The 15,539-nt window shown below is 70.1% G+C and carries 18 protein-coding genes and 1 pseudogene; 12 read left to right on the forward strand and 7 right to left on the reverse strand.

The window, feature by feature from the left end:
• Positions 1–123 precede the first annotated feature (123 nt).
• Positions 124–1,089: a DMT family transporter gene (locus tag OG842_RS04760; RefSeq protein ID WP_266727719.1), complete on the reverse strand. Its 966-nt coding sequence runs from the start codon at positions 1,087–1,089 to the stop codon at positions 124–126.
• Positions 1,086–1,934: a phosphatase PAP2 family protein gene (locus tag OG842_RS04765; protein ID WP_266727721.1), complete on the reverse strand. Its 849-nt coding sequence runs from the start codon at positions 1,932–1,934 to the stop codon at positions 1,086–1,088. The genes OG842_RS04760 and OG842_RS04765 overlap by 4 nt, the downstream gene beginning before the upstream one ends.
• A 161-nt stretch (positions 1,935–2,095) precedes the next feature.
• On the opposite strand from OG842_RS04765, the gene OG842_RS04770 reads away from it, so the two are divergent.
• The 6 genes from OG842_RS04770 (at position 2,096) to OG842_RS04795 (ending at position 6,871) form a co-directional block, all read left to right on the forward strand.
• On the forward strand, positions 2,096–2,719 hold the full coding sequence (locus tag OG842_RS04770; RefSeq protein ID WP_266727723.1) for a TetR/AcrR family transcriptional regulator: 624 nt from the start codon (positions 2,096–2,098) through the stop codon (positions 2,717–2,719).
• Positions 2,720–2,924: 205 nt separating this feature from the next.
• Positions 2,925–3,740, forward strand: coding sequence for an SDR family oxidoreductase (locus tag OG842_RS04775; protein WP_266727725.1), 816 nt, complete (start codon positions 2,925–2,927; stop codon positions 3,738–3,740).
• 55 nt (positions 3,741–3,795) lie between these two features.
• Positions 3,796–4,809, forward strand: coding sequence for an SPFH domain-containing protein (locus OG842_RS04780; RefSeq protein ID WP_266727726.1), 1,014 nt, complete (start codon positions 3,796–3,798; stop codon positions 4,807–4,809).
• Positions 4,806–5,705, forward strand: coding sequence for a hypothetical protein (locus OG842_RS04785; protein ID WP_266727727.1), 900 nt, complete (start codon positions 4,806–4,808; stop codon positions 5,703–5,705). The genes OG842_RS04780 and OG842_RS04785 overlap by 4 nt, the downstream gene beginning before the upstream one ends.
• 103 nt (positions 5,706–5,808) lie before the next feature.
• On the forward strand, positions 5,809–6,321 hold the full coding sequence (locus tag OG842_RS04790) for a nucleotide triphosphate diphosphatase NUDT15 (protein ID WP_266727728.1): 513 nt from the start codon (positions 5,809–5,811) through the stop codon (positions 6,319–6,321).
• A 55-nt stretch (positions 6,322–6,376) separates the two neighbouring features.
• Positions 6,377–6,871 (forward strand): FBP domain-containing protein, encoded by a 495-nt coding sequence (locus OG842_RS04795; RefSeq protein WP_266727729.1) that lies wholly within the window; start codon positions 6,377–6,379, stop codon positions 6,869–6,871.
• Between the two features lie 39 nt (positions 6,872–6,910).
• On the opposite strand, the gene OG842_RS04800 is transcribed toward OG842_RS04795, so the two are convergent.
• The 3 genes from OG842_RS04800 to OG842_RS04810 all read right to left on the reverse strand — a co-directional run bounded on the left by OG842_RS04800 (position 6,911) and on the right by OG842_RS04810 (position 8,847).
• The gene (locus OG842_RS04800) at positions 6,911–8,137 is read right to left on the reverse strand and encodes a cytochrome P450 family protein (RefSeq protein ID WP_266727730.1); all 1,227 of its coding nucleotides are present in this window, start codon (positions 8,135–8,137) and stop codon (positions 6,911–6,913) included.
• Positions 8,138–8,257: 120 nt separating this feature from the next.
• Complete coding sequence (locus tag OG842_RS04805) at positions 8,258–8,416, reverse strand: hypothetical protein (protein WP_353962594.1); 159 nt, start codon at positions 8,414–8,416, stop codon at positions 8,258–8,260.
• Positions 8,413–8,847 (reverse strand): GNAT family N-acetyltransferase, encoded by a 435-nt coding sequence (locus OG842_RS04810; RefSeq protein ID WP_266727731.1) that lies wholly within the window; start codon positions 8,845–8,847, stop codon positions 8,413–8,415. The genes OG842_RS04805 and OG842_RS04810 overlap by 4 nt, the downstream gene beginning before the upstream one ends.
• 827 nt (positions 8,848–9,674) lie before the next feature.
• Between OG842_RS04810 and OG842_RS04820 the strand changes: the two are divergent.
• Positions 9,675–10,342: pseudogene (locus OG842_RS04820) on the forward strand (transposase); the annotation flags it as partial.
• Between the two features lie 378 nt (positions 10,343–10,720).
• Here the strand turns inward: OG842_RS04820 and OG842_RS04825 are convergent.
• Positions 10,721–10,864: a hypothetical protein gene (locus OG842_RS04825; protein ID WP_266727732.1), complete on the reverse strand. Its 144-nt coding sequence runs from the start codon at positions 10,862–10,864 to the stop codon at positions 10,721–10,723.
• A 472-nt stretch (positions 10,865–11,336) separates the two neighbouring features.
• Entirely contained in the window at positions 11,337–11,915 is a 579-nt protein-coding gene (locus OG842_RS04830) for a TetR/AcrR family transcriptional regulator (RefSeq protein ID WP_266727733.1), read from the reverse strand.
• 91 nt (positions 11,916–12,006) lie between these two features.
• Here OG842_RS04830 and OG842_RS04835 point away from each other — a divergent pair, with 91 nt between their 5' ends.
• The 5 genes from OG842_RS04835 to OG842_RS04855 all read left to right on the forward strand — a co-directional run bounded on the left by OG842_RS04835 (position 12,007) and on the right by OG842_RS04855 (position 15,283).
• Positions 12,007–12,453, forward strand: coding sequence for a DUF1772 domain-containing protein (locus OG842_RS04835; RefSeq protein ID WP_266727734.1), 447 nt, complete (start codon positions 12,007–12,009; stop codon positions 12,451–12,453).
• A gap of 230 nt (positions 12,454–12,683) precedes the next feature.
• Complete coding sequence (locus OG842_RS04840) at positions 12,684–13,109, forward strand: DUF4267 domain-containing protein (RefSeq protein ID WP_266727735.1); 426 nt, start codon at positions 12,684–12,686, stop codon at positions 13,107–13,109.
• Between the two features lie 229 nt (positions 13,110–13,338).
• Positions 13,339–14,421, forward strand: a complete 1,083-nt coding sequence (locus OG842_RS04845; protein WP_266727736.1) for a protein kinase family protein — start codon at positions 13,339–13,341, stop codon at positions 14,419–14,421.
• Between the two features lie 90 nt (positions 14,422–14,511).
• Positions 14,512–14,823, forward strand: coding sequence for a hypothetical protein (locus tag OG842_RS04850; protein WP_266727737.1), 312 nt, complete (start codon positions 14,512–14,514; stop codon positions 14,821–14,823).
• 310 nt (positions 14,824–15,133) lie between these two features.
• Positions 15,134–15,283 (forward strand): hypothetical protein, encoded by a 150-nt coding sequence (locus OG842_RS04855; RefSeq protein ID WP_266727738.1) that lies wholly within the window; start codon positions 15,134–15,136, stop codon positions 15,281–15,283.
• Positions 15,284–15,539: the final 256 nt, after the last annotated feature.

The following is a 15,539-nucleotide window of genomic DNA, read 5'->3' on the forward strand; positions in this document are numbered from 1 at the left end:
GCGACACACCACCGGCCGGCAGGCATCGCTTCTCCGGTGAGTTGCTTCTCCACGTGACACTTCGGTGGGCAGATGTCACGTTCCTACGACACACCACCGGCCGGCAGGCATCGCTTCCACGCATTACGGACCACCCACCGGTGCCCGGCCCAGTTCCCGTCTCAGCGTCGGCTGGTCCATCGGCCCCCGGCTCGCGATGACGACCCTTGACGGCGCCCCGGCCCCGGGCTTCGGCTCGTCCCCGGCCGGACCGGCGGCGGCCGAGGTCTGCGCCTGGGCGCGGCTGAGCAGGATCACACCCCGTATCGCTGCCACCGTCCCGAGCAGGGCCAGGCACAGGCTGGTCGTCCCGCCCTGGAGGCGTTCGCCGAGCAGGGCCAGACCGATGGCCGCCGCAGCCACCGGATTGGCGAGCGTGACAACCGCCAGCGGTGCGCCCAGACCACGCCGGTAGGCGGTCTGGGAGAGCAGCAGCCCGCTCATCGCGAACGCGGAGACCAGCAGCGCGACGACGATCAGACGCCAGCTGAACAGCGGGCCCGTGTGGTCGGTGACCGAGACGGTCAAGGTCTGGGTGAGCGCGGAGGCGACCCCGGACGTGATGCCGGACGCAGCGGCGTGCCGCAGACCGGGGCGCGCTCCCGGACGGCTGAGTCCGGCGACGACGGCCATGGTCCCGGCCCCGACGGCCAGCGCCTCGGGCAGGCTGAGTGTTTCGTGCGGGGCGACGCCGCCCGCGGTCATCAGCAGGGCGCCCAGGCCGAGCAGGGTGAGGATCGTGCCGCGCCATTCGGTCCTGGTGACCCGGCGTCCGGCGGCCCTGGCGCCCAGCGGAACCGCGGCAACCAGGGTGAGGGCACCGAGCGGCTGGACGAGAGTGAGCGGCCCGTACTTGAGCGCCGCGACGTGCAGCAGCGCACCGCCCGCGTTCAGCGCGACCGCCGACCACCAGGCGCCCCGGCCGAGCAGCCGAAGCACACCGGCGTCCCGTTCGGTCCGCGCGGCGAGCCGGGACTGCGCCACCGCGGCCGAGGCGTAGGCGACGGCGGAGACCAGGGACAGCGCGACGGCGATCACGGTGGCGTTCATCGCCGGGCCCCGGTCGAGGCGTATGCGGCCGGGAGGGCGGGATCGGTGGCGTACGGAACGGCCTGCGGCGCGGGTTCGCCCGTCGTGGACGGCCACGGGAGCTGTGCCCGTACCGGAGCCGTGCGCGGCAGCCGCAGCGCCGCGAAGGCCACCGCGAGCAGCGCGGAGACGACGATCGAGTCGAGCCAGTAGTGGTTGGCTGTGCCGACTATCACCAGCAGGGTGACGAGCGGATGCAGCAGCCACAGCCAGCGCCACCGCGAGCGGGTCGCGACGATCAGCCCGACGGCGACCATCACCGCCCAGCCGAAGTGCAGCGAGGGCATCGCTGCGAACTGGTTGGCCATCGAGTCGGTCGCCGGCGTCGCCCCGTACACCGACGGCCCGTACACCTGGCCGGTGTCGACCAGCCCGGTGACGGCCAGCAGCCGCGGCGGGGCGAGCGGAAAGAGCAGGTGGAGGACGAGTGCGGCGCCGGTGAGTGCGGCGAGGATACGTCGCGACCATATGTAGTGGCGGGGGCGGCGCCAGTAGAGCCAGACGAGGAAGAGCAGCGTGGCCGGGAAGTGAACGGTCGCGTAGTAGGTGTTCGCGAGGTGGATCAGCGTCTCGTTGTGCAGCAGCAGGCTCTGCACCGCGCCCTCGCCGGGCAGGTGCACGGAGCGCTCGAAGTCCCAGACGTTTCCGGCATTGCGATACGCCTCGTCTACGTGACCGTTCGCGACCTGACGGCCGAGCTTGTAGATCACGAAGAGTCCCACGACCAGAAGCAGTTCGCGGACGAGGGGCGGTCGGGCAGAACTGTCCGGCTCCCGATCTGCTGGCTCGCTACCGGCGTACATCACCCGGTGCCCCTTTGCTGACGAAGCGGTGTTACGGCGGCATGGTCCAGTCCATGCCGCATCGATACGCCAGTGTACCGATACGCGAACGTATCGGTACACGCGCGTATCGGTACACTGGCGTATCGAAGGCCTCGTCGCAGAGTCGCTGAGAGGAAAGGCACATGTCGCCGCAGGAAGCCGCACAGGAACCGGCACAGACGCCACGCCGCTCGAAGATCACGCCGGAGCGGGCGCAGGAGTTCTACGTGGCCGTGCTCGACATGCTGAGAGAGTCCGGTTACGAGGCGCTCACCATGGAGGGGGTGGCCTCGCGGACCCGCTGCGGCAAGTCCACGCTCTACCGGCAGTGGGGCTCCAAGCCCGAACTGGTCGTGGCCGCACTGCACGGCACCCGACAGGCACTGCTTCCGCACATCGACACCGGAAGCCTCGCAGGCGATCTGCGCGAGGCGGCACGGTCGATCGGTGCGGACTCGGGGCGCGACACCCCGCTGATGCACGCACTCAGCCATGCCGCGCTGCAGAGCCCCGAGCTGCTGTGCGCGCTGCGCGAGGCCCTGATCGTGCCCGGACTCGCGGCGATCGACGCCATGGTGCGCCGCGGAGCGGAGCGCGGCGAGATCCGGCCGGACAACCCGGCGGCGGAGTTCGTCTCCGCACAACTCCTGGGCGTGATGCGCGCCCGGCCACTGCTGGAGGGAAAGAACGCGGACGAGGCGTATCTCACCCGTTTCATCGAGAACGCGATCCTTCCCTCACTCGGACTGAGTGCGCCCGCGCACTAGTCCCGACAGACGTGGGCCGTTGTCCGAGCGGATGACGACGACCCGCCGGCGCCGCACCGTGGGGACGGGGGCGGCGCACCATCCGGGCGGCCGGTGACTCTTCGAGGGAGCCACCGGCCGCCCGCGGTTTCCACCCCTGTTCCACCAAACAAACAGTTGGTAGATTTACCCGACCGTGCAGGACGGATGACGGCGGGGCGGACCCATGGACATCGGCAATCCCATCGACCTCACGGGGCGGGCCGCGATCGTCACCGGCGGCACGAAGGGCATCGGCGCCGTGATCGCCGAGGCGTTCCTCGCCGCCGGGGCGGACGTACTGGTCTGCGGCCGCGGTGAACCGGCCGAGCTGCCCGGGAGCGGCACCCGCAGGGCGCACTTCCGGTCGACCGATGTCCGTGACCCGGCGGCCGCCGCCGCCCTGGTCGACGAAGCGGCGCAACGCTTCGGGCGGCTGGACGTACTCGTCAACAACGCGGGCGGCTCCCCCGACTCCGACGCGGCCACCGTGTCACCACGTTTCGTCGAGAAGATCGTCGCCGTCAACCTCCTGGCCCCGTTCTACGTGTCACAGGCCGCCAACCTGGTCATGCGGGAACAGGACACCGGGGGCTCGATCGTCAACATAGGCAGCGTCTCCGCGCACACCCCGCAGCCGGGCACGGCCGCGTACACGGCCGCGAAGGCCGGGCTGCTCGCACTGACCCGGGCACTGGCCCTGGAGTGGGCACCGAAGGTGCGCGTCAACCACATCACGACCGGACTCGTCCGCACGGAGAGCGCCGCATCGGTCTACGGCGAGGACGGCGTGGCAGCCCTGGCCGGGGTCATCCCGATGCGACGGATGGCGACACCGGACGACGTGGCCCGCGCCTGCCTGTACCTGGCGGGCGATCTGGCCTCCTACGTCAACGGCGCCGATCTGGCGGTGCACGGCGGGGGTGAAGTGCCGGCCAGATTCCTCGCAATGGCGCGGGACACGTCGGCCGGGGCGGGCAATCCCCCTTTCTCGTCCCCTTGACGATAATCACCACTCCCCTTATCGTCTTCATGACGAGAAAAAGAGGGGGTCCGACATGGCCGACATCACCAGGCGCTTCGGCTGGCGCCATCTGCGCTCCGCGCCCACCGCGCACATCCGCCACCACAAGCGCGGCCGGCTGGCCCACGACGGGCCAGGACTGAGCTTCTGGTACCGCTCACTGAGTGCCGCCCTCTCGGAAGTCCCGGTGAACGACCGGGAGTTGGCGATGGCATTCCACGCCCGCACCTCCGACTTCCAGGACGTGACGGTGCAGGCCACCGTGACGTACCGGATCAGCGACCCGGCCGAGGCCGCCGCCCGGCTGGACTTCTCGGTCGACCCGGACACCGGGGTCTGGCGCGGTGCGCCGCTGGAGCAGATCGCCACCCTGCTGACCGAGACCGCCCAGCAGCACACCCTGGACGTACTGGCCAGGACAGCGCTGGCCGAGGCGCTGGTCGACGGTGTCGCGTCGGTACGCGAGCGGGTCGCCGCGGGGCTCGCCGCCGAACCGCGGCTGCCCGCCACCGGGATCGATGTGGTCGCGGTGCGGGTGGTGGCGATCCGGCCCGAGGCCGAGGTGGAGCGCGCCCTGCGCACCCCCGCCCGCGAGCAGATCCAGCAGGAAGCCGACCGGGCCACCTACGAGCGCCGTGCGGTGGCCGTGGAGAGGGAACGGGCCATCGCCGAGAACGAGCTCGCCAGCCAGATCGAACTGGCCCGCAGGGAAGAGCAGTTGGTGGAGCAGCGCGGTACCAACACCCGCCGCGAGGCCGAGGAGAACGCGGCGGCCGACGGGGTGCGCGCCGAGGCCGAAGCGGCCCGCAAGGTGCGGCTGGCGCGGGCCGAGGCCGAAGCTGCCCGCGAGGTCGGCGCCGCGCGGGCGGAGTCCCAGGCGGCCTGGCTGCGGGTGCACGGAGAGGTGGACGCGGCGACCCTGCACGCCCTGGCGGCGACGAGGCTCGCCGAGAACCTGCCGCGCATCGACAGCCTCACCCTCTCCCCCGACGTGCTCACCGGCCTGCTCAGCAAGCTCGGCAACGCCGGCCCGGAGACCCGGGTATGAGCCTCGCGCCGCGCGCGGTACTGGTCCACCGCACCACCGAGTACGAGGAGTTGCTGGCCCGGCACGGCACGCACGGGCAGGCCGCCTTCTTCCTGTCCAGCCGCGGCCGGTCCATCGACGGGGTGGCGCAGCGGCACCGGCAGACCCAGCAGGCACTGGCCGATGTGGCGGCGGCCGTACCGCTTCAGTGGCGTCAGTCGCGGGTGGAGCGCGCGGACCTCGACCGCTTTCTGTTCGGGCCGGAGGACGTGGTGGTCGTCGTCGGACAGGACGGGCTGGTCGCCAACGCCGCCAAGTACCTCTCCGGCCAGCCGGTCGTGGGCATCGACACCGACCCCGGGCGCAATCCGGGCGTGCTCGTACGCCACCGGCCCCGGGATGCGGCCGCCCTTCTCCGGGCGGCCGCGTCCCCCGGCGGCACTGCGGACGAACTCACCATGGTCGAGGCGGTGTCCGACGACACCCAGCGCCTCCTCGCCCTCAACGAGATCTATCTCGGCCCGCCCGGCCATCAGACCGCTCGCTACCGGCTCGGCCCGGACGTCCCCGATGCCCCGGCCGAGCCGCAGGCCTCCTCCGGTGTGCTCGTCGGCACCGGTACCGGCGCCACGGGGTGGCTGCGCTCGCTGTGGCAGGAACGCCGCAGCGACCTCCGCCTTCCGGCGCCCACCGACCGACGCCTCCTCTGGTTCGTCCGCGAGGCCTGGCCGTCCCCCACGACCGGCACCACACAGGTCGCGGGCGAGCTGGGACGCCGGCAGGGGCTGAGGCTCACCGTCGAGTCCGACCGGCTGGTGGTCTTCGGCGACGGGATGGAGGCGGACGCACTGGAGCTGACATGGGGCCAGACGGTGCGGCTCGGCATCTCGGCGACCTCGCTGCGGCTCACCGTCTGAATGTCCGGCCTCCTCGCCGGCCGACGGATGCGCGGCGGACGGCGGTACGACCTGTCCGTAGGCTGCCTCGTACGACCGGAACACCAGGAACACAGGGAGCACCATGACGACCACAACCCCGGACACTTCTTCCCGCAACACCCGTCCGCCGAAGGCACAGGCAGCGCTCGGTGTGGGTGTCATCGTGCAGGACGGCCGGGGGCGGATCCTCCTGGGCAGGCACCACGGCGGAACCTGGGAGCTGCCCGGCGGCAAGGTCGACCCGACTCATGAGTCCATCGCCGAGGCGGCCGCCCGTGAGCTCCGGGAGGAAACGGGGCTGGAGGTCGATGCGGCGGGCGTGCGTGTCTTCGCCATGCTCCACGACGTGGTCGGGGGCATCAACCGGGTGTCGATGGGCGCCGAGGTGACCGTCCGGTCGGGAAACCCGGAGGTGACCGAGCCCCATCTGATCAGCGCCTGGCAGTGGACCGGGCTCGACGACCTGCCCAGGTCCTTGTTCGGTCCCTCCGCCCAGGTCCTCGCGGCCTGGCGCCCGGATCTGTCGATCGAGCACCCGCCGGCGCACCGGCTGATGATCGCGGACAGCGCGGGCGGCGCCGGCGCCGCCGCATAACCTTGCCCCATTAACCATTTGCCTAGCCCTCATAGGCAGCGTTAGCGTCCCTCGCATGAAGGCCCTGACTGAGCAGGACATCCGCACATCGTTCATCAACTGCTCGAAGGGGGAGGCCAAGCGTCTGCCGCTCCCCCGCGATCTCGACGAGCAGCCCTGGGACGACCTGGACTATCTGGGGTGGCGGGATCTCTCCGCCCCCGGACGCAGCTACATCGTCACCGAACGCGACGGCGAACTCATCGGCGTGACATTCCGCTTCCCCGCCAAGCAGCGCGGCTTCCTCCATCGGAGCATGTGCTCGCTGTGCCTCACGACGCACCCGGGGAACGGCGTCTCGCTGATGACCGCCCCCAAGACCGGGGCGGCGGGGCGCGAGGGCAACTCGGTCGGCCTGTACATCTGCACCGACCTCGCCTGTTCGCTGTACGTCCGGGGCCGGAAGACCCCGGCGCCCGGTGGCCGCTTCGAGGAGTCCCTGACGATGGAGGAACAGGTGGCGCGGACCAGGAGCAACCTCGACGCGTTCCTGGGCAAGCTCTACGCCTGAGCCCGGCGGCCCGACCGGCTCCCTGTCCGCCGGGCGTCTTCAGGCCAGGGTGTCGGCGGTGAAGGTGACGGGCAGCCGCTCCGGGCCGCGCAGCCCTCCCGGCCGCCACCGCAGTTCGCCGGGCGGCACGGCCAGGGCGAGACCGTGGAGGCGGCGCAGGACGGTGCCGATGGCGATCTGGCCCTCCAGCCGAGCCAGCGGCGCCCCCAGGCAGTAGTGGATGCCGTGCCCGAACGCGAGGTGGGCGTTGTCCTGCCGGGAGATGTCCAGGCGGTCGGGTTCCGGGAAGTGGTCCGGGTCGCGGTCGGCGATGGCGGATGCCACGAGCACGGTCGCGCCGCGCGGGATGTCCACACCCGCGATCGTGACGTCCTCGCGCGCGAACCGGGCGATGCCGGGATTGACCGGCCCGTCGTAGCGCAGGAATTCCTCGATCGCCCCCGGCAGCAGCGCCGGATCCTCCCGCAGCCGCCGGAGCTGGTCGGGGTGGGCGAGCAGTGCCGCGATCCCGCTGCCGATGAGGTTGACGGTGGTGATGTACCCGGCGGCCAGCAGCAGGAAGGCCATGGCGATCAGCTCGTCCTCGTCCAGCCTCCGCTCCTCGTCCCGGGCGGCCACCAGGGCGCTGAGCAGATCGTTCCCGGGCCGGGCCCGCTTCGCCCCGATGAGCCCGGTCAGGTAACCACGCATGTGCCGCCATGCCTCGTCCGTCCGGGCCGGGTCCGGCGGCTCGGCCCCCTGCAGGACCAGGTCGTCGGTCCACCGCTGGAAGTCGTGCCGGTCCGACAGGGGAACGCCGAGCAGTTCGCTGATCACGGTGACCGGGAGCGGCAGCGCGAAACTCGCCACGAGGTCGGCACGGCCGTCGGGCGCGATCTTGTCGAGCAGCCGGTCGGCGATCTCCTGGACGCGGGGCCGCAGCTCGGCCACGCTGCGGGCGGTGAACGCCTTGGACACCAGGCGGCGCAGTCGGGTGTGGTCGGGCGGATCGGTGCGGAGCATGTTGCGCAGGACGGATCCGCGGTCGGTGGCGGGCAGCCGCTCGATGAGCCGGGGGTCCGACGCATCACTGACGTCACTGCTCAGCCTCGGGTCGGAGAGGGCCGCGAGGCCGTCCTCGTACCGTGTGACGAGCCATGCCTCCAGGCCGCCGGCGATGATGGCACGCCGCACCGGGCCGTCCTCGCGCAGTTGCCGGTAGACCGGGAAGGGGTCGGCCACGAAGGCGGGATCGGTGTAGGGAAGAAGGACCGGCTGCTGACTCATCACGCCTCCTTGAGGTCCGCTATGACCCATTTCAACTGCTTCGCACCAGAGTAGTGGGCCTGGGGCGTCCGCTGCTGCGGGACGGGAGGAGGCGGTGCGGCGCGGCGCGGCACCGATGGCTCAGGACTCCGGTTCGCCCTTCCCGTGGCACCAGGTCCGCAGCAGCACCCTCCGCCCCTTCGCCTCCCGCGCGACGAGCTCGTCCGCGGTGGGCACGAATCCGGCCGATCGCGCCACGCCGGCGCTCGGGGCGTTCTCGACCTCTGTCCGCAGAATCACCCGTCTCGCGTCCAGGTGCTGAACGGCGTATTCGGTGGCGACCGCGACCGCCGCGGACGCCAGTCCGCGACGGTCGCGGACGCCAGTCCGCGACGCCGGTACCGGGGCCCGACACCGTAGGCGAGCTCGATGTCCCGGTCGTCCAGGTCGTCCTGAAAGAGCAACACCTCCCCCTGCGGCTGCCCGCCGTCGGCCGTGATGGCCAGTTGCACACAACGGCCTTCGCTCCGGGCCTTGCGGGCCCGCCCGAGGTACTCGCGAGCGGCGTCCACATCGAACGGCGAAGGTACGGGAGTCCAGCGGCTGATCTCCGGATCGTCGTACATCTCGACCAATGTGGGGATGTCTTCCTCGTCCCACTCCCTGAGCACAATGCCCCGCCCGGCCAGACGAACGGGGGTGGTGGGCAAGGTTCTCGTCCGATTCTCCATGTGCTGATCGTGTCCTGTCCGGGTGCCCTCATGCCGGGCCTCCGGCAGACACGGCCGGTTCTGACCGCAAGGACAGGCGGGAGTCCGGGTCAGCACACCAACTGCCTGGTGGCCGGGCCGCGCGCGGCGTACGGACCTGCCGTGTGTCCCGGATCACGGAACTGGAGCCCCTGGCTGAGACGTTCACACGGCCTGCCGGATTCGATCCGGCGGCACACTGGCGCGAGTACCTGGCGGCCTTCGACACGCGGTGATACCTCGACAGGGCGCTGCTCCGCCTGTCGCCCGAGGCCCTCGCCTCGGGGGTATCGGGCAGGTACTCGAAGCTCCCTTCCGGACCACCGAGGAGTCCGCAAAGCCCAAGGCGGACGGTTGACACGGGTGGCCGCCCCATCGGTTCCGTCGAAAAGGCGCTCCCCGCACCGCTGTCGCTGGGTCCGGGCACGGAGGTACTGGGGCCGCCCCGGCCCCCATGACGGGGTGACAGAAGCGCTGCGCACGGGCCAAAGGCGCTCAATCATGGCCGTCTGCTGACACGGCCGGGGCCGGTCGGTCTGCAACCGACCCCGACAACGGTCGAGGGGCCGTTTCACATCTCTCTGAAACGGCCCCTCGAACTGCGCCTCCCACAAGTCGGGACGACAGCATTTGAACCCGCGACCCCTTGACCTCCAGGAATAGGGGCTATCCCTTGTTTCTGCACGTACGGCCAGAAGTCAGGGAGCAATGCGTGTGCCGCCATGCGTAGCGTTCAGATGCGCGGACACCGTCCGGTCCCCAACTGGTCCCCGATCAGTGTCCCCGCCGCCACCGACACCGCGTCGTGTCAGATCCATCCCTCGCTGGAGCGAGTCCTGGGGCCGCGGTTGCAGTACCCGGCTGTTCTCACGCTGCTGGAACGGTTCGGGTCACCAGCGCAGATATGCAAGGCAGGATACCGGCGGCTGGTCACCCTGCTGCGGCCGAAAGCGCCGAGGATGGCCGAGCGACTGGTCGAGGAAATCTTCGTCGCCCTGGACGAGCAGACCGTCACTGTCCCGGGGACCGAGGCGGCCGCGCTGATCGTCCCGAGCCTGGCCGCTTCGCTGACGGCCGCCCTTGACCAGCGCAAGCTGCTGGCCGGGCGGATCGAGGAACTCCTGGAGGCCCACCCTCTTTCGAAGGTCCTGATGTCCATGCCGGAGTCGGCGTCAGGACCGGAGCCAGGATTCTGATCGAGGTCGGCGACGGCAGCACCTTCCCGACCGCCGGCCACCTCGCCGCCTACTCAGAACTCGCCCCGGCAACCCGGAGCTCGGGCTCATCGATCCGCGGCGAACAACCCTCCAGGAGAGGAAACAAGCAGCTCAAACGGGCTTTCTTCCTCTCCGCGTTCGCCGCCCTGGGCGACCCGGCGTCCCGCGCCTACTACGACAAGAAGGTGCGCCACGAAGCGTCACGCAATCGAGTGAAGGTGAGAGACCTCCACCGCCAGGCCGTCGCAGCGGCCCGGTAGAAGCCGAGGGCAGTCCGATCCGGGGAACGCCGGGGAGGGCGGAAAGCAGCCCTGACGAAGTCGGGACGGCTGGGAACTACCAGACCAGCCGGGTCCGGTGAGCAAGGCCGGAAGGTACCAAGCTCACTACGTCATCCCACAACAAGTCAGGCATCACGCCATGCTGCCCCGAACCTCACCAGAACGCAGCCCGATTCCCTTGACGAACCCCATAGGCCCCCCGCGCCGGGCGGGACTGAACGGGGGATCACGGAACCCTGTGCGTGGTGCCCGCGCGACGGCGGGGCGCGGCTGAATCAGGGACCCGCGGGGCGCCGGAATCCGGGCCGTACGCGGCCTCGGCGGGGCACCGGCCGCCCTGTGGCGCGGCCTCGCACCTCATCCGTCGACCGATGCGGGTTCGACCCTCTCCACCTCGTACCGGTACTCGAGGCCCTCGCCCGGCACCACACCCGACGAGACGGCCTGCCCGACACCATCCGAGCCGTCGCCGGACTCCTGACCGACCAACGAACAACCCACCACACGAAGGTACTCGCACTGCCCACCACACCCGCGTGATCAGAACGTCAACCACAAGCTCAACACGCCTCACCCCGACCTTGCACGAGGTCGTCATTCCGTACCCTACCGATTCCCTTGCAAGGCAAGGGACTTCATCACTTCCCTCGACGCCGGGGCGCCCGTTCGTCCCGTCCGCCTGGGCCGCTACAGCTTCGCCGCCCACCAGCCAGTCGAGGGACTGCGCCCACTGCGTGACCCGGCAACCGTCCACCTCGGTGAGGGCGACGAGGGCACCAGCGAATGATGCGGCGTCAAGGCGCGTATCGGGTCGTGATCAATGATCACCGCAGCTTCCGGGGCGGGTGCCCATCTGGGGTACGGGGCCCGGCGATCTGCGGCTGCACGGTGTGGGCGCGAGTGATTGGAAGCGTTGCCGCGGGCAGGCGGCGGGGTTTGAGGGGTCCGGCTGCGTGCCCGCCGGGACGGTCCGTCAGGCGATGGCGAGCCGGTTCACCAGCAGTTCCAATCTCTGCCCGGTGTACTCCGGCGGCAGCCGTCCCGCGCGGGTCAGGGTGGCCAGGCCATGCAGGGACGCCCAGAACGTCTCAGTGAACAGCCCCGGTTCGACGCCGTCCCCGGCGACCTCGCCGAGAGTCTCCAGCAGGGCGGCGAAGGCGTCCTTCAGCGGCTCGGGGGTGTCCTCCTGCGCGTACGCCAGGCCGCCGTCGAGCTGGAACAGGGCGTCGTAGACCGCCGGGTTGCGTGCGGCGAAGTCGAGGTAGGCGCGGGCGAGGGCGGCGACCCGCTCGCGCGGGCCGCCCGCTCCGGAGGCCGCGGCCCGCACCGCCGCGGCCAGCTCGGCGGCGCCCTCCAGGGCGACGGCGCCGATGATCTCGCGCTTGCCGCGGAAGTGGCTGTAGAGGACGGGCTGGCTGTATTCGATGCGCTCGGCGAGCCGGCGGGTGGTGACCGCGTCCCAGCCCTGCCGCTCGGCGAGTTCGCGGGCCGTCGCCACGATGAGGCGCTCGCGTTCCGCCCGTTCGCGCTGCTTGCGTTCCTGTACCGACATGATTCGATCCTAGCACCGCTAGACAACCGAGCGGCAGCAGTACTAGCGTTGCATCGTCATCTAGCGGCGCTAGGTCCCAGGAGGGGTCATCATGCTCAACGCACTCGAGGTGTTCACCACCGTGATCGTCGGCCTGATGGTGGGGGTGGAGTTGTCCGTCGCCTTCGTCATGAACCGCATCTTCGACGCACTCCCCGAGGACAGCGGCCAGCTCGGCCGCGCCCACGGGGGCCGGATGCTCGGCGCCGTGATGCCGGTCTGGTACATCACCTCGCTCGTCCTGAGCGTGGTCTGGGCCATCGCCGGACGGCACCACGACGGCACCGGCCTCGTCGTCACCGCCGGCGCGCTGCTGATCCTCAGCGTCGTCATGTCGATCCTCCTGCTCGTCCCGATCAACAACCGGGGCAAGACATGGACCCCCGAGAACCGGCCCGAGGACTGGAAGGAGCAGATGAACCGCTGGGACCGCTACCACTACCTCCGCGTCGCCGTCATCATCGCCGCCTTCACCCTGCTGGTCGCCGCCCTCGCCTGAACCCGCGGGCCGACACCGCGCTGGTGGCGCACAATCCCACTCCCCGGGCGGCAGCGTGCGACCGAACTCCCGCCATCCGGGAATGCGGCTGCCGCTGAGGACCCACAACTGCGATCCCGACAACTACGCCCCTCGATCAGCCGCGTCCGCGCGGTCTGATCAGGGCCCACACGACTCAGCAAGCTCCACGAAGCTCACCAAGCCGACGAAGACCCGCAAGGAGAAGAACAATGTCGCTGAAGAAGATCAACACCGTCCTGGCCGCCGCCTTCATCCTCTTCATCCTCTGGTTCGGGACGGAATACATCCTGAGCCCGGAGACGACGGCGCCGGGCTACGGCCTGCCGAGCTGGCCGTCCGGCGACGGCGACGGCTTCCTGGTCATCAAGGGAATCCGCGACGTCGTCCTGGCCCTGGTCCTGGGCATGCTGCTGGTGACGGGCCACCGCCGGGCGCTGGGCTGGGCGCTGCTGGTGGAGGCCTTCGCCGCGTACGGCGACATGGCCAACGTGCTGGCCCACCACGGCTCCGTGGCCACCGCGCTCGGCGTCCACTGCCTGACCGCGACATTGATGGTGGTCAACGGCCTGCTGATATTGCGCGAGACCCGCAAGGTCGCGGCCGCTCCGGCAACGCCCGCCCCGCAGCCCGCGTGACGCCGCCTTGGCGCGTGTCGGGATTCGCCTGTCAGCGCCCGCCGGGAAAGGCGAGGCACACGTCCGGTGGGCGGCGCGGCTTGGTCCCGTTTCTCCGGGATGGCGCAGCGCGGCCCCCGCCCCGATTCTCATGAACGGTCGATCACGAGAGTGGCTGACCATTTCAGCGTACGGTCGGTGTCGTACGTGGGATCGCCGAAGCCCTGGTTCGGGCGCTGAGGAGCCGTCGATGCTGGACCAGGACTTGCTGCGCGCCGCGCGCCTGGCTGGATACGGGACCGTGAGCACTCAGCTCTCCTTGCTGAGCGACCACCGGCTCAGGGAGGTCGTGGCGGCCGCCACCCCGCTCGGGTCGGGCATCGGCGGCAGGTCGGCAGAGCTGGACATCAACGGAACGCGCGTCTTCGTCAAGCGGATCCCTTTGACGGACACCGAGTTGCGCCCAAAGAATGTGCGGTCGACGGCGAACGTCTTCGGACTGCCGATGTTCTACCAGTACGGGGTGGGCTCGGCCGGGTTCGGTGCCTGGCGGGAGCTTGCCGTGCACACCATGACCACGAACTGGGTTCTCGGCGACGAGTATGCGGGATTCCCCCTGATGTACCACTGGCGGGTTCTGCCCGACTCCCCTCCCGAAGGATTCACCGACGAGTTCGGGGGCCTGGAGGGGGCCGTTGCGCACTGGGAGGGATCGCCCGCCGTTCGTGACCGGCTGGAGGCCATCGGCCAGTCCTCGTGCAGCCTGGTGGTCTTCCTGGAGCACGTGCCGCACACACTCGCCGGATGGCTGGCCGACCACCGCAAAACCGCCGTGCCGGAAGGCGGGGACGGCTTGCCCTTCCGCTGGATGGAGGAAGCTCTGATGAGTGGAGCTGCCTTCATGAGTTCTCGCGGACTTGTCCATTTCGATGCTCACTTTGCCAACATCCTGACCGATGGCCGCCAGCTCTACTTCGCTGACTTCGGACTTGCCCTGAGCTCCCGCTTCGACCTTTCGGCGGACGAGTCCAACTTCCTCTCGGACCACCTCGCGTACGACCACTGCTACACCGCGAGCCACCTGCTCCAATACCACTTGCTCGACGGCGTGCGCGGTGAAACGGAACGCGAAGTCTTCCTGCACGACTGGATCGCGGGCCGGCGACCTGGCGGCATCCCGCCCGAGATCACGGCCATCATCGACCGGCACGCACCCTCTACCGTCGTCGTGGACTCCTTCTTCCGCCGTCTGCTCACCGAAACCAAGCAGACGCCGTTCCCGGCCGGGGAGATCGAGCGGCAGCTGGGTGCCGACGCCACAACCCCGACCTGAACCACGACCTCGCCTCAGCCGTCCGGAATCGGCTGCCACGGTCGCTGCCTGCCGATGGGCCTCTCGGTGCACCTTCCCGGGCTCTACGCCGTGGGCGTGCTGACCGGATACCTGATTGCCGAGCAGGACGGCGGCGAGGATCGCCTTGATCCGCTCAGCGGTCTGATCCCCGCCGTGATCCGCGAACTCCCCACCTTCGAGATGGCCGACCCGGCGGCCTTCCTGCGCCCGCTCGAACTCCGCGAAGGACGCATGGGCGAAGCCGAAATACTGTCGGAACGCCGCCCACCTGGGATGTTCCTGCCTCGACCGACTCTTGTGGATCACCCGGGAGACAGCCGGAGAGAGGTTGTCGTAACGGATCTGCCCAGCGGGAACACCACCATTGGTCCGCAGGCGTGAACGTGGCCGTCCAGAAACGCTGCCTGCCCGCAGGATGTCGTGATGCGGTGGTCCGCCTTTCCCGAGTTGGCAAGACGCAACGCGAACACAAAACACTTCGTGCGTTCACCGGCCGGATCCACCCATGCCTCGCCGAAGTCGACCTCGGCGTCCATGCCCGGACGGTTATGACGTATCACGAACCCCGCCGTCGACGCCGCCCCGGTAGCCTCCGCGATCTTCAGGCGCCGGCGGGAAACGTAGTCCCACACAGTCGTGTAGGCGATGTCGGTCCCGCACTCCGCAGCCGCATCAGGATCCGCTGAACGTTGTGCCGCTGCTTCGGCAGCACCTCCAGATCGCCGAGCAGCCACGAGTGGGTGCGGTGCACATGGCCAGGCGCCCGAGCGGGGCCGTCACGCTCGCCGGCCGAGTACCCGGAATCCTGCGCCGCCGTCAGGGCCGGGGGCAGTGGCAGTGACAGTGGCAGGCCGGACAGCTGGTGGTGCCTCCACCCCGTGGCCGGCGCTCTGCGGCACTTTCGTAACTCGTACGCGCCCGAGCAGGACGACGACGGCGATGGCCGCGAGGGCTGACGCACGCTACGGCTGAGCCGGGAACAGGGTGAGACGGACGCCGCGGTCCAGCCGGCTGCCGAACGGCGCCACAGCGGCCCCACCGGTGTGCTCGACCGATCAATCGCCGTCACCGATCTGGACGCAGCGCACCCTCGATCT

The sequence above is a fragment of the Streptomyces sp. NBC_00376 genome (assembly GCF_036077095.1).
In the GTDB taxonomy this organism is placed as follows: Bacteria; Actinomycetota; Actinomycetes; order Streptomycetales; family Streptomycetaceae; genus Streptomyces.

Bases quoted from the DNA above. Each gene is read 5' to 3' on its own strand.
- OG842_RS04760 (WP_266727719.1), bottom strand. From the start codon at position 1,089: ATGAACGCCACCGTGATCGCCGTCGCGCTGTCCCTGGTCTCCGCCGTC.
- OG842_RS04770 (WP_266727723.1), top strand. From the start codon at position 2,096: ATGTCGCCGCAGGAAGCCGCACAGGAACCGGCACAGACGCCACGCCGC.
- OG842_RS04775 (WP_266727725.1), top strand. From the start codon at position 2,925: ATGGACATCGGCAATCCCATCGACCTCACGGGGCGGGCCGCGATCGTC.
- OG842_RS04780 (WP_266727726.1), top strand. From the start codon at position 3,796: ATGGCCGACATCACCAGGCGCTTCGGCTGGCGCCATCTGCGCTCCGCG.
- OG842_RS04785 (WP_266727727.1), top strand. From the start codon at position 4,806: ATGAGCCTCGCGCCGCGCGCGGTACTGGTCCACCGCACCACCGAGTAC.
- OG842_RS04790 (WP_266727728.1), top strand. From the start codon at position 5,809: ATGACGACCACAACCCCGGACACTTCTTCCCGCAACACCCGTCCGCCG.
- OG842_RS04795 (WP_266727729.1), top strand. From the start codon at position 6,377: ATGAAGGCCCTGACTGAGCAGGACATCCGCACATCGTTCATCAACTGC.
- OG842_RS04800 (WP_266727730.1), bottom strand. From the start codon at position 8,137: ATGAGTCAGCAGCCGGTCCTTCTTCCCTACACCGATCCCGCCTTCGTG.
- OG842_RS04810 (WP_266727731.1), bottom strand. From the start codon at position 8,847: ATGGAGAATCGGACGAGAACCTTGCCCACCACCCCCGTTCGTCTGGCC.
- OG842_RS04830 (WP_266727733.1), bottom strand. From the start codon at position 11,915: ATGTCGGTACAGGAACGCAAGCAGCGCGAACGGGCGGAACGCGAGCGC.
- OG842_RS04835 (WP_266727734.1), top strand. From the start codon at position 12,007: ATGCTCAACGCACTCGAGGTGTTCACCACCGTGATCGTCGGCCTGATG.
- OG842_RS04840 (WP_266727735.1), top strand. From the start codon at position 12,684: ATGTCGCTGAAGAAGATCAACACCGTCCTGGCCGCCGCCTTCATCCTC.
- OG842_RS04845 (WP_266727736.1), top strand. From the start codon at position 13,339: ATGCTGGACCAGGACTTGCTGCGCGCCGCGCGCCTGGCTGGATACGGG.